Here is a 20,109-nt window from a genome sequence, read left to right on the forward strand (position 1 = left end):
ATATTAATGAGTAATTATTGGTTAAACCTTTATAAACCAAGAGGTGTAAGTTCTGCTAAACTTGTTAGTATAGTAAAGAAAATACTAGGTAAAGTTAGGATAGGGCATGCCGGTACTTTAGACGTAGAAGCAGAAGGAGTATTGCCGCTTGCGGTCGGTGAAGCTACAAAGCTAATACAGCTACTAATTGATGCTAAAAAAGCCTATATTTTTACTGTAAAATTTGGGGTGCAGACTGATAGCGGTGATTATGCTGGCACCGTAATAGCAACAAAAGATTATATCCCTTCTCAAGAAGAAGCTTATGCCGTATGCTCTAAATTTATCGGTAGCATAACTCAAATACCGCCGACTTTTTCTGCTCTTAAGGTTAACGGCGTAAGAGCCTATAAATTGGCTAGAGCTGGGAAAGAAGTAGAATTAAGGCCAAGAAATATAACTATTTATGATCTAAAATGTTTAAATTTTGACGAGAAAAATGCCACCGCTACCTATAGTGTGGAATGCTCAAAAGGTACTTATATAAGGACTTTAGCAGAAGATTTGGCATTATCCTTGCAAAGTTTAGGATTTGTGATAGAATTACGCCGTACTCAGGTTGGAATATTTAAAGAAGAAAATGCTATTCATATTATTTCACCCGAAGAAATTACAAAAGAATTTCTTGGGACAAAAAGTATAAAGATAGAAGCAATACTGGACGACATCCTGGTTCTTGATGCAACTGACAGCCAAGCACAGCAAATTAAATATGGACAGAAATGCCTGTTTGATTATGAAAAAGATGTTAATCTTTTATGGGTTCGCTATAAAGGCGTTTTGCTTGCAATAGGTAGCTTAAATGAAGGTTGCTTTAATTCTTTACGAGTATTTAATTTAACACCGTAGAATTCTTTTAAAACTAGAGATCTATATATTTTAAGGAGAGATTATCGATGTCGATTACACAAGAACGTAAACAACAATTAATTAAAGAATATGCTATAACGGGAAATGATACTGGTTCAAGCGCGGTGCAATGTGCTATCTTAACTCAAAGAATCAATAATTTAACCGAGCATTTTAAATCTAACTATAAAGATCATACTTCAAGACGTGGATTATTAATTTTAGTCGGACGCCGTCGTAGATTACTTAACTATATTAAAAAGAATAGTATTAGCGAATATTTAGACTTAATAAGTAAGCTAGGAATTAGGAAAATAAAGTAGTAAGGTAATCGTCATTGTGAGTAGGCATTACATATGTGGATGTCAAGTCGTCATTGCGAGCAGCTACAGGCTGCGTGGCAATCTCATGAAATAATAACAAACTCCTGAGATTGCGGGCGTACAATTACTTCGTAATTTCCTCGCAATGACGGGCTAGAATACAAAAAATGTAAATTATGAAATGAGATAAATAGATGTATAACGAAATAACTAAGAGTGTTACATGGAACGGGAAAATTCTTGAACTTAGTACAGGTAAAATAGCACGTCAGGCTGGTGGTGCGGTTATGGTAAAAATGGGTAACTCTGTTTTACTATGTACAGCAGTAGTAGCTAACAAAGCAAAAGAAGGTATCGGTTTTTTTCCTTTGACAATTAATTATAGAGAGATGGCATCTGCTGCCGGTAAAATACCTGGTGGTTTTTTTAAGCGCGAAGGAAAAGCGTCAGATAGGGAAGTTTTAGTATCTCGTTTAATAGATAGGCCAATCAGACCGTTATTTCATCCGTCTTTTGTGAATGAAACGCATGTAACTTGCAGTGTTCTTTCATATGATCCTGAAACTCCGGTAGATATACTTGCAATCATTGGTGCATCGGCTGCACTTAGCCTATCCCCCGCTCCTTATCTAGAAATAGTTGCTGCAAGCAAAGTAGGATTGATCAACGGTGAATTTGTTTTAAATCCGACACTTGAATTATTAAAAACAAGTCAACTTGATTTAGTAGTTGCAGGAACAGCGGATTCAGTAATGACAGTTGAATCGGAAGCTCATTTACTTTCTGAAGAACAAATGCTAGAAGCTGTAAAATTTGGCTTTGAGAGCTTCCAGCCGGTAGTAAAGATAATTAAAGAACTAGCAGAAGAAGCTAAAAAACCAAAACTTGAAATGCAAGATTTATATCCTGCCTCATTAAAAAACGAAATTGAAAAGTTATTTGCAAAAGAAATTGAACAAGCTTTTGCGATTAAATCTAAACAAGAACGTAGCGCTAATTTAGATTTAGTACCTGAAAAAGTTCTTACGCATTTTGTAAGCGACATAGAAAATAGAAAATATAGTAATTATCAAATCGAATCGGCTTTAAAATCTATTGAATCAGATATATTACGTAACGAGATTTTAGAAAAAAATAGACGTATCGATGGAAGAAGTACCACGGATATAAGACAAATTGCCTGTGAGATCGGGCTGTTACCCCGCACTCATGGCTCAGCTTTATTTACTAGAGGTGAGACACAAAGCTTAGTTAGTGCTACATTTGGTACTAGCTTAGATGAGCAAATAGTTGACAATTTAGAGGGTGAGTATAAAGAACGCTTTATGCTCAATTATATCTTCCCACCTTACTCCGTAAATGAAGCAATGCCGATGAGAGCACCTAGTCGTCGTGAAGTCGGGCATGGTAAGCTTGCTTGGCGTGCTATTAATCCTTTATTACCTACTAAAGTACAATTTCCTTATTCTATTAGAGTAGTTGCGGAAACTACAGAGTCTAACGGTTCTTCTTCAATGGCAACTGTTTGCGGTAGTTCTCTTGCTTTAATGTATGCCGGCGTACCGATAAAAGCACCAGTTGCGGGTATTGCCATGGGACTTGTTAAGGAAGGCAAAAAATTTGCCGTATTATCGGATATTCTCGGCGATGAAGATTATTTAGGTGATATGGACTTTAAGGTTGCAGGAACTAGCGAAGGGATTACTGCATTACAGATGGATATCAAAATACGAGGTGTGGACTTTGATATAATGAAAGTAGCTTTAGAACAAGCACGGCTTGGTCGTTTGCATATACTTGAGCAAATGAATAAAGTTATCAGTAAACCAAATAGCGAACTAAGTAAAAATGCCCCTTCTACTACTACTATAAAAATAGATAAAGATAGGATTAGAGATATTATAGGACCAGGTGGTAAAGTAATAAAGGAAATTTGCGAAACTAGCGGTGCTAAAATAGATATAAGCGATGACGGCAGCGTTGCTGTTTATGCTTCAGATAAAGACAAAGTAAAAATTGCATTAGATAAAATAAAAGCTATTGCCGTTGAACCTGAAATCGGTGAAATATTTAACGGTACGGTAATGAAGGTCTTAGATTCCGGTGCTTTTATTAATTACTTAGGTAATAAAGATGGTTTTGTTCATATTAGTGAAATTTCAGAAGAAAGAATAGAAACGGTTAGTAGTGTTTTAAAACAAGGCGATATAGTAAAAGTTAAGCTAATAGGTTTTGATAATAAGGGCAAAGCAAAACTAACTATTAAAAATGCTGATAAGGATAAATCTTCAAATAATCCAAAACCAAGAAATAACTCTAAAGAAAACCAAGAGTCTGAAAAACGAGATGTTGGTAAAAAACGAGCTTGGAATGAAGAAAATAATGCTGAAACGGCTGAAACAGTTACAGAACGTAAGTATTTTAATTGATCTTATCATAGCATAGCCCTGTGTCATACCGCGACTTGATCGCGGTATCTAATAATACTTAAATGGATACCGCGATCAAGTCGCGGTATGACAAAAAACAATGACCGACACAAATAATTATCGCGCCATCGCAAAGAGAGTTATTTCTAATGAAGCGAGTGCTTTAGAAAAATTATCTAAAAATATCCCTGAGGATTTTAATGAGATTGTAGAATTTTTACTATCTTTCAAAGGTCGGGTAATTTTAACTGGCATAGGTAAAAGCGGTTATATTGCAAGAAAAATAGCTGCTAGCTTTTCCTCAACCGGTATGCCTGCTTTCTATTTACACCCGGCAGAAGCAAGTCATGGCGATTTAGGAATGATTACAAAAGATGATCTAGTTATTATGCTTTCTAATTCCGGCGAAACTAAAGAGTTATTTGATATAACCGCATATTGCAAGAACTCTTCCATAAAAATTGCTGCAATGACAATGAATAAAAATTCCACTTTAGCTAAAAGAAGTGATTTTTTATTAATAATACCCGAATATCCGGAAGCTTCTGTAATAGGCGCTCCTACTATATCATCTTTAATAATGTTATCACTCGGCGATGCATTAATGACTGCCGTGCATGAAAAGCGAGGCTTTACCAAAGATGATTTTAAGATTTATCATCCTGGAGGTACAATAGGTGCTAATTTAACAAAAATTAAAAACCTAATGCGTAGCGGTGATGAAATACCTTTAGTATACGAGGATACTTCTTTTGCTGAAACTGTAATCATTATGAATAAAAAACGTTTGGGGTGTGCAATAGTAACAGATAAAAACAAAAATCTACTGGGAATCATAACGGACGGTGATTTACGTCGTCATATCAGCGATCAGATCCACTTAAAAATAGCATCAAGTATTATGACTAAGAATCCTACCTGTATTTCATCCGAAACATTTGCAAAAGAAACTTTAAATTTAATGAAATCTAAAAATATCACTAACATACCGATTGTTGATGATAATATCATTACAGGTATTATTCATATTCATGATTTACTGAAGGTAGGAGTTAGCTAAAATTTATGCTCTCTTCCTATAAACGGCGAAAAAAAATTTGGAAATCTGTCTATTTTTTAATAATACTTGGAATTTTGTATATGGGATATATACTAATTAAAAGTGGTTATGCTAATGAAGAAGGGGATATTAACGTTACAAAAAAAAGCTTAAAAGATAATAAAAATTTTGATTTAAAATATAATATTATATTGAAAGATTCAATTTTTGAGGGAGTAAATAAAAACTTAAATGCTTATACAATTAAAACTAAGCAAGCTATAAAAGAGTCAGATAACAAATATAAATTAGATATAATAAATGCTATTTATAACGTAAATAAGGACCAACCTCTCACCATACATGCGAAAGAAGGCTTTTTAGACGAAGAATCAAGCATATTAGATTTAAAAAACGATGTAAAACTTTATTTTGATGAGGTCATATTTAACACTAATGATGCACGGATTGATTTAGTAAATAAGAATATAGCCGGTAATTCGCCTGCTACGTTACTTTACAAAAACTCTTCCGTTACTTCGGATAGTTTTAATACTGTGGATGAAAATAATATTATAATTTTTAAAGGCAATGTCTCTACAATCATCGATTTATCGGATTATTAAACTTGTTTTGATGCTCATAATTAGTACTGTAATATATGCTAATGATAAAGATATTTCTAATTTACATATAACTTCTGATACTTTAATTATTGATAGAACCAAACAAAAGGCAGAATATCTTGGAAATGTTGTTGTTTATTTCGATAACGCAATACTTAGAACGAAAGAATTATATATTTTTTATAAAACAATATGTGGAAAGCGAACTATTGATTATATAGTTATTCCTACTCAATTGACTGTAGAGAGAAAAATAAATAATGAATTATTACTTGCAGATTCAGCTGAATATTTTTTCGATAATAAACAACTTATTCTACTTGGTAATGTAATATTACAACGTGACGATAATGTTTTAAAAACTAATAAACTAATCTATTATATAAATATTGTTAGGAAATAACATTCTTTGGTACGTCATTGCGAGGAAATTATGAAATACCGGTTTTCTCGTCATTTCGAGAAGAATTACGCAGTAATTCGACTAAGCAATCTAGTTAAAAATATTGACGAAGCAATCTTAGGATATTTGACGAGATTGCCACGCAGTTTACGACTGCTCGCAGTGCCGTTGAGAATTAATCCACAAAAAACACACAAATAAAAAAGATGGGCAGCTTACAAGTTAAAAATATATCAAAAGCATATAAAAAAAGAAATATATTAAGTGATATATCTCTTAATATAAAACAAGGAGAAATAGTCGGTTTATTCGGTCCTAACGGAGCTGGTAAAACAACTTGTTTTAACATTATTATCGGTTTAATGAAGCCGGATTCCGGACAATTACTTTTAAATGATATAAATATTACAAATTTACCTATTTATTTAAGAGCAAAGCTTGGGGTTGGTTATCTTCTTCAAGAACCTTCAATATTTCGCGGATTGTCTGTTGAGGATAACATTAAGGCTGTAGTTGAAATATCTGAAAACGACAAAGAAGTAATTGAACAAAAAACTCATAATTTACTGGAGAAATTTTCGATAGTGCATTTAAAAGATCTTTCTGCCGCTAGTTTATCAGGGGGCGAAAGGCGTAGGCTTGAGATCGCACGTTCACTTGCAATAGAGCCTAAATTTATCATGCTTGATGAACCACTTGCAGGTATTGATCCTCTTGCTATATCCGATATCAAAAACCTAATTACTTATTTACGCGAGTTCAGTATAGGTATTTTAATTACCGATCATAACGTGCGTGACACTTTAGATATAGTTGATCGTGCTTATGTTATTTTTGAAGGTAAAGTATTATTAGAAGGAAGTGCTAAAGAAATAGCAAATAGCAAAAAAGTTAAAGAAGTGTATTTAGGGGAAAGCTTTAGTTTGTAGACTACGCAAACTCGTCATTGCGAGCGACTACATGTGTTGTTGCATGGCTCATTTATGTCATTCCCGCGTGGCGTTGTTGCGTGGATCTGATTTACAGAATTTTTTTATTATTTTTCCGGATTGCCGCGTCGCTTCGCTCCTCGCAATGACGGTTCGTGTATCCACTCAACAATGCCTTCCCGCCTACGCGGGAATGGCATCGAGTGGGTTTTCCGAGCCACGCAACAAGGCTCTTTTGCGAGAATGACATAAGAGCTTTGTAATAATATTCAAAACAGTTCTTTTATGCAAATTAACAAAGAAATTTTTAGGGCTTATGATATAAGAGGCAATAGCCTTACAGACTTAACGAAAGAAGTAGCTTATAAGATAGGATTTTGTTTTGCCGGGATGACTATAACGAAGGATAACAACAAAACCTGTGTTGGTTTAGACGGTCGGCTTAGTTCCCCTATCCTTTGTAAAGCCTTAGAATTAGGATTAACTGATGCGGGGGCTGAAATCATAAATCTTGGCGTAGTTCCAACGCCGGTTTTATATTTTGCCGATAAACACTTTATGCCTGCCGGTAGTATTATGGTTACTGGATCACACAATCCTCGTGATGATAATGGCTTTAAAGTACTGCAAAACGGCAAATCTTTTTTCGGCCCTCAAATACAGGATTTATTGACGAGGATTTTGCATGATCACGTCATTCCTGCTTCCTCTTGTGTCATTCCCGCGAAAGCGGGAATCCAGATTAATACAAGTGGATGCATGGATTCCCGCTTTCGCGGGAATGACATAGAGTACGACAATAACATACAATCTAAATATCTAAAGCGTATTTTAGAAGAAATAAACATTGACCCAAAATTAAAAGTAGCTTGGGATCTTGGTAACGGAGCAACGGGCAATATTATTGAAGCACTAAAAAATAATTTAGCCAACAAGAATATAATCATAAATAGTAAAATTGACGGAAATTTTCCAAGCCATCATCCTGATCCTACGAATCCTGCTAACTTACAAGAGCTAATTAAATTAGTTAAGGAACAAAATTGCGATCTTGGTATAGCTTTTGACGGTGATGGTGATAGAATCGGCATTGTAAGCTCAAATGGGAAGATATTATTCGGTGATCAAATTTTATGTATTTTTGCTGAGGATATTTTAAAGGAAAATCCAAATGCAAATATAATAGTTGATGTAAAAGCAAGCCAATTTATAGTTGATAGAATTAAGTCATTTGGCGGAAATCCTATAATATGGCGTACCGGTCATCCCTTTATTAAAAGCAAAATGTTTGAGACAAAGGCTTTGCTTGCGGGTGAAATGAGCGGACATATATTTTTTGCTGATAAATATTTTGGTTTTGATGATGCAATTTATGCCGCTCTAAGATTTTTAGATTTACTTAGTAGATCAAATAAAACTCTAGATGAGGTAATAGAAGATTTACCCAAAAGCTATAGTACACCAGAAATTAAAATATTTGTTTCTTCAGAATTAAAGCTAAAAATTATAGAAGAGATAAAACAAAAATTACTTGATGATAGGATAGAATTTAATGATATAGACGGTGTGCGGGTAAATACTGAGCATGGTTGGTGGTTACTGCGTAGCTCTAATACCGAATCTATTATAGTTGCACGGGCTGAATCAGCTAGTAAAAATGGTTTAGATGCGGTAATAACTATAATTAACGAACATCTTAAAAAATACGGATTATTAATTGATTATTAAAAAATTAGTTTATCTGTTGGGTTTTTAAATTGTAATAGCTGAGATTCAATCTTACATTTAGTAAAATAAGATAAGTATTAAATAGAGGATTAGAAATGAATCTAAATCAAAAAATAATAAAGCCAAAAATAGGATTAGCTAGGAGTCTTGGAAGTATATCGTCAGCGTGTAAAGCTATGGGATACAGCAGGGACAGTTATTATAGGTTCAAAGAGCTATATGAAACTGGGGGAGAAGAGGCGTTATATGAGATTAGCCGGAAGAAGCCAATTATAGCAAATAGAGTTGATCCTGCGGTAGAGAGAGCAGTATTAGATATGGCGGTAGAATACCCAGCTTATGGTCAGATGCGAGTATCAAATGAGCTTAAAAAGACTGGTATTCTTGTATCACCTGGGGGGTTAGATCAATTTGGCTACGTAATGATTTAAATAATATCAATAAAAGACTTAAAGCATTAGAAGTAAAAATGGCTCAGGATGGTATTGTTCTTACCGAAGCTCAGTTACAAGTATTAGAGAAACGGCGTAGCGAGAAAGAAGCTCATGGAGAAATAGATACACAGCATCCAGATTATCTAGGATGCCAAGACACATATTATGTAGGTAATTTTAAAGGTATAGACAAGGTATATTCTCAGGTATTTATTGATAGCTATACTAGGGTTACAGATGCTAAATTATATACTGATAAAACAGCTCTTACCGCTACTGACATGCTTAATGATAGAGTACTGCCGTGGTATGAGAGTCAGCAAATACCAGTACTTCGTATTCTAACTGATAGAGGTGGTAAATATAAGGGCAATATAGAGTATCATGCTTTTGAATTGTTCTTAAGCATTGAGGGTATTGAGTATACTACTACTAAAGCATATTCTCCTCAAACAAATGGTATGTGTGAACGCTTTAATAAAACTATGAAACAAGAATTCTTTGATACAGCTATGCGTAAAAAGATTTATACTGATCTTGATGATCTACAACTAGATCTTGATATTTGGTTAGAGCATTACAATAACGAAAGATCACATTCCGGTAAATATCGCTATGGTAAAACGCCTATGCAGACTTTTATGGATAGTAAAAAGTTAGATGTTGAAAAGAATAACGAAATCTTATATCTTGAATACTCATCTGACAGTCATAACTTATCAGACATTCAGATATAGTTTTTATAGTGTCTGTAGGATTAAATCTTGACTTTTACAATTAAATATTCTTTTCATATTAAATTAATATAAGGGAAAATAATATGTTAGAAGTTCTATCTAAAGCAGATCTAATCGATATATCGCCTGTTGATACTAAATTAGCTACAATAACATTAGCAGATGAATCAAATTCATTAGGTGCAAATATATTAAATAATATCATTATAAACAAGACACCATTAGTAATAAAAAATGCAGACCTTGAGCATACTAGTAATCCTCTTATTTTTACACTTAACAACGATGTAGCAACATCTTACGGTTTAAAAAGTATGACTCTTGACTACAGTGAGGCAGGCTTATTTAGCGGTCCAACTATTAGTTATGACTACACACTAGGAAGCACAATAACATTTAGTGGACCGGATGATGTATTGATGAAACTGAAACCGTTTAATTTTTGCGTGTTGCCTTATGTCATTCCCGCATAGATCGAAAAACGCATTCGGTGTTATACCGTGGCTTGACCACGGTATCCAAAAAAAATAAACAAGATTGGATCCCGCGGTCAAGCCGCGGGATGACAGTAATAGCTCGCGGAAATGACATCGAATACATAAAAAAATTTAAATAAGTGACAAAAAAAGATATAATAATATTATGCGGACCGACTGCCAGCGGGAAGTCTTATTTAGGGCATGAACTTGCTAAAATACATAATGCTAAAATAGTAAATATCGATTCAATGCAGGTTTATAAGGAAATTCCTATTATTACTGCCTCCCCTATTCAATCTTACAAAACTGAAATTACTTACCACTTATATAACTTTCTATCAATTAAAGAAGATTTCTCGGTAATAAAATATCTAAAACTTGCGGCAGAAAAAATAAAAGAAATAACTGCTAGAGGCAAATTACCTATATTAATAGGAGGAACGGGTTTATATATTAATTCTTTAGTTTTTGGCTATAATAATATTCCTGATATATCTTTAGATTTACGAGAACAAGTAAGAAATTTACATGCTGAGATAGGTAATATAGAGCTATGGAATGAATTAGAGAAACTTGACCCGCTCGCTAGTTCTAGAATCAATCAAGGTAATACTCAAAGGTTAATTAGAGCTTATGAAATTTTTAAGCAAACTGGTAAATCTATTTTTTCTTTTCAAACCTTGCCAAAAGAGCAAATCTTATCTGATTTTAATTTCAAAATTATTTTCTTAAACCCTGAGCGAAAATTTCTATATAAAACATGCGATGAGCGTCTACAAAAGATATTCAAAGAAGGAGCAATTGACGAAATAGCTTTAATAAAAAAGCAATTTACACCGCAAGATTATTTGAATTTAAAAGCAGTAGGGGTAAAAGAAATCTTAGCTTATTTAGACGGTAACCTCGCGTTAGACGAGGCTTTAAGTGCAGCTCAAATACGAACTCGCCGGTATGCTAAAAGACAAGTTACTTGGTTTAAAAACCAGATACGGGATAAAACAACATTGGAATACGCTAACCAAGAAGAGTTCGCACAAATATTAAATGTCATTCTAGCATGGCATTGACGTTGTTGCATGGATTTTATGTCATTCCTGCGAAAGCAGGGATCCGCTCAAATAGAGCTTTTTGAAGCTTTATTTGAAAAAAATTATCTAATAAAAAAATCTTTAAAACTAGAGATTTTTTAGCATGGATCCCCGCTTTCGCAGGGATGACATCGGGGGTTTTTCAAATTCAGCGAGTATAGTTTATCTATGTATTTCTTCTTTCTTTTTATTATTGGAAATAGGAGTAATAGGGGATGAGTTCGAGTTAGACCCTACAATATTGATCTTACTATTTAAATTTGAGACTATATTTTGTGCTTCTTTTAATACAGAAGGCGGAACTTTGTCTTCTAATTCCGATGTCTTATCAGATTTTCGATTAAAATAACCAACTCCTGCTTTAACAACATTTGGTATTTGTCTAATAACATTCAATGTTTTACCTTCTTTCCAAGTTAAATTAACTATACCACTAGCAACATTAATGTACTTCTTATTTTCAACATTTTCTAAAATTTAAACTAACGTCTCCGGTTGATTGAGCATAGAAGTTATTATATTATATAATTCTTTGGCCGCGCCCCCGTATTGCAGCTTAGCATGAATAGTCTATAATCCTCAAACAGTAATAAGAGAGAATTATAGTTAAGGAGTTATGACAAGAATAGATGTTAAGTGTAGATCAAGAATAGATGTTAAGTGTAGATATTGTAACGACACAGAAAAAGTAGTAAAGGCGGGATATTCAATTTCAAAACAACAGAGATATCAATGCAAGCAGTGTAATCGATATTTTTAACTGTAATATATTAATAATGCCTCTAAGCCTGGAGTCAAGACTCAGATAGTAGATATGTCAATCAATGGCTCTGGAGTTAGGGATACAGTAAGAGTATTAAAAGTGGGTATCAATACGGTTATCCGTGTTTTAAAAAAATCTAGCGTTAAAAAAGATAAATCATTCTATCAATACGATAGAAGTAATTATTGCTCCTGAAATAGATGAACAATGGCCTTATGTACAGAATAAATCCAAACAAAGATGGCTTTGATATTCTTTGGATAAGATTTTGTTAAAAGTAGTTGCTTATACTTTTGGTACAAGATGTGATAGCACATCAGAATCATTACTGAAAAAAAACCGGAGGATTTTAAGGTTACTTTTTACTTTACAGATGGATGGGGAAGTTATGCTAGGTTATTAGATCCCAAAAAACACATTGTTAGTAAAAAATATACTCAACGGATAGAACGGGGTAACTTAAATCTTAGAACAAGATGCAAAAGACTGACACGTAAAACAATTTGTTTTTCCAAGTCATTGGATATTCATGATAAAGTCATCGGAACTCTTATTGAACGTATAGCCTTTTAATATCCACATCTGTAAAATGGAGGTGCGACCTATATTTTTAAAGCATTAGGATTGTTTATATTTTCAGCTAACTCTTGTTTAAAATTAGGATGCTCATTGAATGTTTTTATAACTTTCGCATATATATCGGTACTTTGAGGTTTTTGTAACATATCAGCAAAAGCTTTATATAATCGCTTGGAAGTATTTCAGTTGCTCCGGTACGTATATAATTTGCGATATCTTCTCATTGTTCATTAAAGAATTTCAAGAAATTTTTATCAGTAGATAACACTTCTAATGTTTTAGAAGTCACTTTATTGTAGTCTGGTACTTCTCGCTTTATCTCAACTGCAATTTCTTGAAGGTTTTTAAGAACATCATCATTTTTAAAACATTCTTTTAATGTTGTAAGGCCTTTTTGATCTAGAAAAGCACCTTCTTGAAACTCTTTAAAACCTGCTTTTGCTAAGATTTGCCCTATTTTAGATAACTCATCGACATGTTTTTTTAGAAAATCCCATATTTCAGATTTTTCAAGAACGGATTTTTGAAACTCTGAATCGAGATATATATCAGAAGAACCTGTATGCTTAACAAGGTTATAATTATTTACAGGATTAGTTAAGGCAAACTTCGCACCTTTTAATAATGCTCTTATACTAACGGGTAATATTTTTTTCTTTGGAGATGCGAGGTCATCAATAAAGCTTGTAAATGCCTTGTCTGCATCAGGAGAAGATAATGCCCGTTCTATAGTTTTTGTAAATTTTTTCTGTTCCTTAGTATTAATTGCCTGTGGATACAGCTTATTCTACAATCTCTACCAAACTTTTTGGTTTACTAGGAGATAAAGCTTGTTTTACAACGTGTTTAAACCTTTTTCGTTTAGCACCATCTATAATCGCCATAAAATAATGAAATATATTTAATTATATAAGCATTAAATTATCTCAGAATTGATTCAAAGAAATAAATTAAGAACTACTTAAATATTTTAATTTATATTGCCTAATGTAATAATTAAATCAATTTAGGATTTATGGAGTCATCTGTGTATTTTTTTACTTTTTGTTGGTAATGATTCATAAGTATGTGATTTATCGTGATTATCTATTATACGCACTTTACTATCTAAATTTGAAGCTATATTTTTTGCTTCTTTTAAAACATCTAATTTATTAATATTTTCAAACTCGTTTTTAAAGTTATCTTTTAACTGTTCATTGAAGATTTCTTTTGGTAAATAAATTCCACCGGTAATAGTGCCTACCCAAGTATATTTAGATTTAGAATTTAAAGTAGAGGCAATATTACTTGCTAACTTTTCTAGATTTTTCGACTCTAAAAAATTATTTATACTATCAGGATTTTCTTTAGAATATTCAGAAACAATAGGTTTTAGCATCTGATTAATCATATAAAAATCTTCTCCTCTATTATCACCCTTATCAAAAAGTTTTTGTGATATTTGTTCACTTAGAATATTTTCCAATAAATTACTCTTAATATCTTGTTTATTTGCAATATTTTCATATAAAGGGTTCAATATTTGTAATGGAGAATTTACATGATTTGCAATATGTTTATATTGATTTGTTTTAGGAGTAGCTAGATTAGTAACCATATTCATAGGTAGTGAATTTAATTTTTCTATAATATAGTCTTTAATCGTTTGATTTTTTTCGCATAATATTTTTACCTGTTGAACAAATTCTTTTTTACCAAGTGAATTTCTTTTTCCTTCGGCTTGTACTTGTAAAAATACTTTATCAATTGCTTTATCAAGTAATTTAGCCTGTTGTTCTTTAATTAGTTCAGGCGCTAAAGAAGGGATAGTCTTATCAAGATTGTAAGTGTCAGTAAGTAACATTAAATTATCGGGTAATTTGGCACCTACTAAATTAGTATTCTTAAAATTACAATCTTTCAAGGAAGTTACTTTAGTTAAATCTGCATTTTTTAATGATACGCCTGAAAAATCGATATTAGATAAATTACCTGCTAATGTAGCCCCCTCTAAGTTGAATTTTCCATTTTGGATTTTATTTAAATTATTTCTAAGAGTAATTTCATTTATAGTTTTATCTTTAAAATCTTGTGATGGACTAAATACGTCTTTTACTTTTTCAGTAGCATAGCTAAAACCGGCTTTCATAAGATTTGGTAATTGCTCTTCAAAATAATTTGTTTTTTGAGCTAAATTATATATAGCACTAGCGGCACCACGATAATTACTTTTTTCAACCTCTTCTATAACTTTAACTAATTCATCAGGGTGGTTTAACATTGATGGAAGTATCTTATATAATTCTTTCTTATCAAGACTATTTATACCCGGTATATCTACTAAAGTTTTATCTAAAATACTCGCAAATATTTCTCTATTATTATTTAAATATGTTTTGATTTCCGAATTGTCTTTAGTTAAAGCTATTAACTCTTTTGCCATTCCCGTATAATCACCTTTAATAAAATCCCGAAAAACCTTTTTTAATGATTCAGGTTTATCAAGTAATATAGGCATTATGCTAGTTAGCTTTGTAACATCACTCGTTTCTAGACCATAATTTACAAGTTGTTGTTTTATAGTTTGGCTATTTTTTTCATCTTGTTCTAAAACCCCTGTAATTAAATTATCAAATAAACCTTCTTTACTTTGCTCTGTTAATATATCTTGTAATTTAAATGAGGGATCATTAAGAGCGGAGGTTATATTACCGACTAAACTCATATAATCACCTTTATTTAAGTCTGCAATAATATCATGAGCAATTTCCGGTTTTGACATAACCTCACCTACTATACTAAGCATTTGTTTATCAAAATTATATTCTTTTGTGATGCTTTGTACGCTAGGAGTATTTTCAATAATACCTAAAGCAATATTTGGTAAGATTGTCTTATTATTAGCAAAAAAGCTTTTTAATTTATCATCACTCGCTACCATTTTTAAGGATTTCTCAAGAGCTATCATTACACCTTGATTTGGAGCATTAAGAGTATCAAAAATCTTTTTTGTCTCAGGAATTTTATTTAATAAGGTAGGAATAACATCTAAAATTTTAAGATCGATTTTATAGCTTTCAAAAGATTCTTTTAAGAAAGGTTTAGCTTGCTGCTTTGCTTCTGCTAAGAAACTTTCAATAATTATTTGTTCTTCAGAGGATAATTTGTTAAATCTTTTTAGAGAATTAGTACTATTTATATTTTCAGCTAGCTCTTGCTTAAAATCAGGATGTTCATTAAATATTTTTATAACTGATGGATATAAATTTTTCTTTTCGGGTTTTTGTAATATATCATCAAAAGTTTTTGTATAATCGTTTGGAAGTATTTCAGTTGCTCCGATACGTATGTAATTCGTAATATCTTCACTCTTTTCGTTAAAGAATTTTTTGAAGTTCTTATCGGTAACCAGCATATCCAAACTTCTATAAGTCACTTTATTCCAGTCCGATAGCTCTTGCTTTACTTCGACTGCAATTTCTTGAAGTTTTTTAAGTACTTCTTCATTTTTGAAACATTCTTTTAGTATTTCGAGTCCCTTTTGATCTAAAATACTCTTATCTTGAAATTCTCTAAATCCTGCTTTTGCTAAGATTTGACCTATTTTAGGCAAATCATCTGAATGTTTTTTTAAAAATTCCCATATTGGAGATTTTTCAAGAAGCGATTTTTGGAATTCAGGATCAAGATATATATTAGAAGATTTAGCAAGTTTAACAAGATTATAAGTATTTACAGGATTAGTTAAAACAAATCTTGCTCCGAGTAACATCGTTCTTAAACTTATACCATTTGAAGACGATAAATCCTTGATTGCACTCTTTAGTACTTTATTAGCTTTAGAAGACGATAAGACATTTTCTACAACTTTTTGATAATTTTTATTGTTTATAGCAGCCATAAAATTACTTGAGATTTTTAAAATAAGAAATTATTTTTCTTAAATTTTTTATTTTTGTTGTTAATATGTATTATTTTTTATTATCCATTTCAGTAAATACTTCTTCCCATGAACCGGTAGTCGCAGCTTTAGAATATTCTGTTGCTCTATTTTCAAAAAAGTTTGTATGCTCAACTCCGTTTAGCATTTCATCAAGCCAAGGAAGCGGATTATGATTTACCAAATATATATCTTTGAGTCCTAGCTGCATTAAACGACGATCGGCAATATAACGAATATATTGTCTTACTTCATATGCCGTTAATCCTTCAATACCCCCGACTTCAAAAGCAAGTTCAATGAAGGCATCTTCAAAATGTACGATAGTCGTACAAGCTTCATAAATACGTTTACGTAAAGCTTCCGTCCAAACTTCAGGGTTTTCTCTTACAAAAGTCTTAAATAAAGTAATAATTGAGTTAGTATGAAGCGTTTCATCACGCACCGACCAAGCAATAATCTGCCCCATTCCTTTCATTTTATTAAAACGAGGAAAATTAAGCATAATCGCAAAAGAAGCAAATAACTGTAATCCTTCCGTAAAAGCCCCAAATACTGCTAAAGTAGTTGCTATATCTTCTTTAGTATCTACCCCGAATTGCTGCATATAATCATACTTGTCTTTCATTTCTTTATATTTAAGAAATGCTGAATATTCGACTTCCGGCATACCTACCGTATCAAGTAAATGCGAATATGCTGCAATATGTACCGTTTCCATATTAGAAAACGCCGATAGCATCATTAATACTTCAGTCGGTTTAAATATGCGTGAATAATGCTTCATGTAGCAATTATTCACTTCTATATCTGCCTGTGTAAAAAAACGAAATATCTGGGTTAATAAATGCTTTTCACCTGGCGTTAAGTTATACTTCCAATCTTTAACATCGTCGGCAAGTGGTACTTCTTCTGGTAGCCAATGAATTTTTTGTTGAGTATGCCAAGCTTCGTATGCCCATGGATATGAAAACGGTTTATAAATTGGACTTGCATCAAGTAATGACATAATTTTTTCTTTAACTCGTTGTTATTTGTATTTTTTTGTTGGTTATATTATTTCCACTTTTGAGCTTTGTTTTATGGCTTCTATGTCATTCCCGCAAAAGCGGGAATCCAACCCTTTCCTCTGGCATTCCGTGATTTATTCACGCGGGATCCAGGAAAAAATAAAATACTGGGCCCCGTGGTCAAGCCACGGGGTGACATTAAGGATTACTGACAAGCTAAGCATTCTTCGTAGTTTCCGGCTTCTGCTAGCTTATCGTTTTGTTTTTCTAAATCTTTAAAATCTCCTTTTAGTACCTCATGCGAGACTTTATCGGCCCGCTGTATTGACGTTGATCTACAATAATATAAACTTTTTACACCCTTTTTCCAGGCTTTAAAATGAATATTATTCAGATATTTTTTACTAACATTACCCGGCAAAAAGACGTTTAGAGATTGTGCTTGCGTAATATAAGGAGTGCGATCGCTTGCTAGTTCAATTAACCAATTTTGATCAATTTCATAAGCGGTTTTAAAGACCTGTTTTTCCTCTTCAGATAGGAATGTTAGATGTTGTACCGATCCCTCATGTGTTGCGATCGAAGACCAAACTTGATCATTATTAAATCCTTTTTCGATCAATAATTTTTCCAAATGTTTGTTACGTACGTTAAAAGAACCGGTTAAGGTCTTCTGCACAAAACTATTAGCAGCAAATGGTTCTATCCCAGGCGATGCATTACCGGCTATTACAGAAATTGAAGCAGTAGGGGCTATTGCAGTTTTATTGCTAAATCGCTCATTACTTCCTGTTTCTTCAGCATCAGGACATGCTCCTTTTTCTTTACCGATTTCTATTGAGGCTTTATCGGCTTCAGCAGATATATATTCAAATATTTTTTTATTCCAAACTTTTGCCATAACCGACTCTATCGGTACTTTTTTCATTTGCAAAAATGAGTGGAATCCCATTACGCCAAGCCCAACGCTTCGCTCACGCAATGCCGAATATTTAGCTCTTGCCATAGTATCCGGTGCTTTATTAATAAAGTCTTCTAAAACGTTATCAAGGAATAGCATAATAGAATGGATAAATTCTTTATCATCTTTCCACTCTTCATAATACTCTAAATTTAAAGAAGATAGACAACAAACCGCAGTTCTGGATTTTCCTAAATGATCAATTCCCGTCGGCAATGTAATTTCGCTACAAAGATTGGACATTTTAACTTGGAGTCCTAGTTTTTTATGATGCTCAGGGATAGATTTATTAACGCTATCGATAAATAGCAGATACGGCTCACCAGCTTCTATTCTAGTAGTTAATAACTTAATCCATAAATCTCTTGCTCTAACTTTGTGTACGACTTTTTTAGTAGCAGGACTAATAAGATCGAAATCTGTATTATTTTCAACGGCTCTCATAAACTCATCGGTTATAGCTATACCGTGATGAATATTAAGAGCTTTACGATTAACGTCACCGCCTGTAGGGCGTCTTATATCGATAAACTCCTCAATTTCAGGGTGATTAATAGGTAAATATACAGCTGATGAACCACGCCTAATAGATCCTTGCGAAATAGCAAGAGTCATAGAATCCATTACTTTAATAAACGGTATAATACCTGATGAATGCCCCTTATCACGGATCTCTTCATTAATAGAGCGAACATTACCCCAATAACTTCCAATCCCACCACCGCGTGCGGCAAGCCAGACATTCTCCGTCCATAGATTTACTATATCATCTAAGCTATCATCAGTCTCATTCAAGAAACATGAGATAGGAAACCCCCTATCTGTTCCACCGTTACTTAAAATAGGTGTTGCCGGCATAAACCACATTTTACTCATATATTCATATAGCTTTTGAGCATGCTGTTTATTTTCGGCGTAATAACTAGAAACACGTGCAAATAAATCTTGAAAATCTTCGCCTTTCATAAGATATCGATCTCGCAATATAGCTTTACCGAAAGGAGTGAGTAAATTATTATGCTCGTTGTTTATATTTATTGGAAATTTGTTTTTTTTAAGCGTGTTCATTATAGGTACTAATGTGGTTGTAGGCGTTATTTATAATGCTTATTTTGAAAAAATGACACCATATTCAGTGCATAGAATCTTCACCTAAGTAGACACGAGAATGATAATTTATTCAATATAAATATTTATTTTTTTTAGATTTTTAACTTGACACAAATCACCCTTGATCACTATATCGAATAGTTTTTATAAAGCAGAGGTAAGGCATCGTTGCGTGGAACCCGGTTGCATTCCCGCATAGGCGTCAGTTTAAGGTTCTATATCATACTGAGCTAAAGTGGGTATCAAAACTAAAAATCTTGATTTTAAAGTATATAGCTATGGCTGAGTTACGGTTACGATAATAGTGTCTTAAAATGCACCGGCAGCGGCAAGAGGTTGTGACGGCAGGCGGGCATATACTGTATAGTTTCTTGTTACCGGTTCAAGACCTAGTGTATAGCTATCGGTAAATGTTACCGTACTACTACGAGTATTTGAGTAAAACCGGCATCTTTGTATAGATTATAATTCAGCTTACGTATTCCACTAACCATAATTCTTGGATTATAAATATTAGCAGCCCCCGTACTAAAAGTTACGGTATGGCTAACAAGTAGTGATAATAAGGCGCTGCACGTAACCGTAACCGTCCCTACGCTAAAACTGCCAAAGTTTACAGTGGGAACCGACGGATTACAAGTTGCGAGTAATGCCATAGCAT

General features: G+C 33.0%; 13 protein-coding genes and 5 pseudogenes. 12 read left to right on the plus strand and 6 right to left on the minus strand.

The window, feature by feature from the left end:
• Positions 1 to 6 precede the first annotated feature (6 nt).
• The 11 genes and pseudogenes from truB to miaA all read left to right on the plus strand — a co-directional run bounded on the left by truB (position 7) and on the right by miaA (position 11,082).
• Positions 7 to 888 carry a tRNA pseudouridine(55) synthase TruB gene (gene truB, locus AAGD46_RS04900; protein WP_341786768.1) on the plus strand — a complete coding sequence of 294 codons (882 nt, stop codon included), beginning with the start codon at positions 7 to 9 and terminating at the stop codon, positions 886 to 888.
• A gap of 47 nt (positions 889 to 935) precedes the next feature.
• Entirely contained in the window at positions 936 to 1,211 is a 276-nt protein-coding gene (gene rpsO, locus AAGD46_RS04905) for a 30S ribosomal protein S15 (protein ID WP_341786769.1), read from the plus strand.
• 194 nt (positions 1,212 to 1,405) lie between these two features.
• On the plus strand, positions 1,406 to 3,640 hold the full coding sequence (gene pnp / locus AAGD46_RS04910) for a polyribonucleotide nucleotidyltransferase (protein WP_341786770.1): 2,235 nt from the start codon (positions 1,406 to 1,408) through the stop codon (positions 3,638 to 3,640).
• Positions 3,641 to 3,740: 100 nt separating this feature from the next.
• On the plus strand, positions 3,741 to 4,700 hold the full coding sequence (locus AAGD46_RS04915) for a KpsF/GutQ family sugar-phosphate isomerase (RefSeq protein WP_341786771.1): 960 nt from the start codon (positions 3,741 to 3,743) through the stop codon (positions 4,698 to 4,700).
• A 5-nt stretch (positions 4,701 to 4,705) separates the two neighbouring features.
• Entirely contained in the window at positions 4,706 to 5,305 is a 600-nt protein-coding gene (gene lptC, locus AAGD46_RS04920; protein WP_341786772.1) for an LPS export ABC transporter periplasmic protein LptC, read from the plus strand.
• Complete coding sequence (locus tag AAGD46_RS04925) at positions 5,271 to 5,708, plus strand: LptA/OstA family protein (RefSeq protein WP_341786773.1); 438 nt, start codon at positions 5,271 to 5,273, stop codon at positions 5,706 to 5,708. Before lptC ends, AAGD46_RS04925 begins: the two co-directional genes overlap by 35 nt.
• 206 nt (positions 5,709 to 5,914) lie before the next feature.
• Positions 5,915 to 6,637 (plus strand): LPS export ABC transporter ATP-binding protein, encoded by a 723-nt coding sequence (gene lptB, locus AAGD46_RS04930; protein WP_341786774.1) that lies wholly within the window; start codon positions 5,915 to 5,917, stop codon positions 6,635 to 6,637.
• Positions 6,638 to 6,922: 285 nt separating this feature from the next.
• Positions 6,923 to 8,365, plus strand: a complete 1,443-nt coding sequence (locus AAGD46_RS04935; RefSeq protein WP_341786775.1) for a phosphomannomutase/phosphoglucomutase — start codon at positions 6,923 to 6,925, stop codon at positions 8,363 to 8,365.
• A 95-nt stretch (positions 8,366 to 8,460) separates the two neighbouring features.
• Positions 8,461 to 9,536 (plus strand): annotated as a pseudogene (locus AAGD46_RS04940) (IS481 family transposase).
• A gap of 83 nt (positions 9,537 to 9,619) precedes the next feature.
• Positions 9,620 to 10,009 (plus strand): hypothetical protein, encoded by a 390-nt coding sequence (locus tag AAGD46_RS04945; protein WP_341786776.1) that lies wholly within the window; start codon positions 9,620 to 9,622, stop codon positions 10,007 to 10,009.
• 143 nt (positions 10,010 to 10,152) lie between these two features.
• Positions 10,153 to 11,082, plus strand: coding sequence for a tRNA (adenosine(37)-N6)-dimethylallyltransferase MiaA (gene miaA, locus AAGD46_RS04950; RefSeq protein WP_341786777.1), 930 nt, complete (start codon positions 10,153 to 10,155; stop codon positions 11,080 to 11,082).
• Positions 11,083 to 11,265: 183 nt separating this feature from the next.
• Here the strand turns inward: miaA and AAGD46_RS04955 are convergent.
• Positions 11,266 to 11,637: pseudogene (locus AAGD46_RS04955) on the minus strand (hypothetical protein); the annotation flags it as partial.
• 82 nt (positions 11,638 to 11,719) lie between these two features.
• On the opposite strand from AAGD46_RS04955, the pseudogene AAGD46_RS04960 reads away from it, so the two are divergent.
• A pseudogene (locus AAGD46_RS04960) lies at positions 11,720 to 12,439 on the plus strand (IS1 family transposase).
• Between the two features lie 35 nt (positions 12,440 to 12,474).
• On the opposite strand, the pseudogene AAGD46_RS04965 reads toward AAGD46_RS04960, so the two are convergent.
• From AAGD46_RS04965 to AAGD46_RS04985, 5 genes and pseudogenes are all read right to left on the minus strand, one after another.
• Positions 12,475 to 13,211 (minus strand): annotated as a pseudogene (locus AAGD46_RS04965) (hypothetical protein); the annotation flags it as partial.
• A gap of 255 nt (positions 13,212 to 13,466) precedes the next feature.
• Positions 13,467 to 16,328, minus strand: a complete 2,862-nt coding sequence (locus AAGD46_RS04970) for a pentapeptide repeat-containing protein (RefSeq protein ID WP_341786778.1) — start codon at positions 16,326 to 16,328, stop codon at positions 13,467 to 13,469.
• Positions 16,329 to 16,398: 70 nt separating this feature from the next.
• Positions 16,399 to 17,376 (minus strand): ribonucleotide-diphosphate reductase subunit beta, encoded by a 978-nt coding sequence (locus tag AAGD46_RS04975; protein WP_341786779.1) that lies wholly within the window; start codon positions 17,374 to 17,376, stop codon positions 16,399 to 16,401.
• Between the two features lie 206 nt (positions 17,377 to 17,582).
• Positions 17,583 to 19,406 (minus strand): ribonucleoside-diphosphate reductase subunit alpha, encoded by a 1,824-nt coding sequence (locus tag AAGD46_RS04980; protein ID WP_341786780.1) that lies wholly within the window; start codon positions 19,404 to 19,406, stop codon positions 17,583 to 17,585.
• A gap of 354 nt (positions 19,407 to 19,760) precedes the next feature.
• Positions 19,761 to 20,104 (minus strand): annotated as a pseudogene (locus AAGD46_RS04985) (spore coat protein U domain-containing protein); the annotation flags it as partial.
• Positions 20,105 to 20,109: the final 5 nt, after the last annotated feature.

The organism is Rickettsia endosymbiont of Cantharis rufa (assembly GCF_964026445.1).
In the GTDB taxonomy this organism is placed as follows: Bacteria; Pseudomonadota; Alphaproteobacteria; order Rickettsiales; family Rickettsiaceae; genus Rickettsia.

Bases quoted from the DNA above. Each gene is read 5' to 3' on its own strand.
- truB (WP_341786768.1), top strand. From the start codon at position 7: ATGAGTAATTATTGGTTAAACCTTTATAAACCAAGAGGTGTAAGTTCT.
- rpsO (WP_341786769.1), top strand. From the start codon at position 936: ATGTCGATTACACAAGAACGTAAACAACAATTAATTAAAGAATATGCT.
- pnp (WP_341786770.1), top strand. From the start codon at position 1,406: ATGTATAACGAAATAACTAAGAGTGTTACATGGAACGGGAAAATTCTT.
- AAGD46_RS04915 (WP_341786771.1), top strand. From the start codon at position 3,741: ATGACCGACACAAATAATTATCGCGCCATCGCAAAGAGAGTTATTTCT.
- lptC (WP_341786772.1), top strand. From the start codon at position 4,706: ATGCTCTCTTCCTATAAACGGCGAAAAAAAATTTGGAAATCTGTCTAT.
- AAGD46_RS04925 (WP_341786773.1), top strand. From the start codon at position 5,271: ATGTCTCTACAATCATCGATTTATCGGATTATTAAACTTGTTTTGATG.
- lptB (WP_341786774.1), top strand. From the start codon at position 5,915: ATGGGCAGCTTACAAGTTAAAAATATATCAAAAGCATATAAAAAAAGA.
- AAGD46_RS04935 (WP_341786775.1), top strand. From the start codon at position 6,923: ATGCAAATTAACAAAGAAATTTTTAGGGCTTATGATATAAGAGGCAAT.
- AAGD46_RS04945 (WP_341786776.1), top strand. From the start codon at position 9,620: ATGTTAGAAGTTCTATCTAAAGCAGATCTAATCGATATATCGCCTGTT.
- AAGD46_RS04970 (WP_341786778.1), bottom strand. From the start codon at position 16,328: ATGGCTGCTATAAACAATAAAAATTATCAAAAAGTTGTAGAAAATGTC.
- AAGD46_RS04975 (WP_341786779.1), bottom strand. From the start codon at position 17,376: ATGTCATTACTTGATGCAAGTCCAATTTATAAACCGTTTTCATATCCA.
- AAGD46_RS04980 (WP_341786780.1), bottom strand. From the start codon at position 19,406: ATGAACACGCTTAAAAAAAACAAATTTCCAATAAATATAAACAACGAG.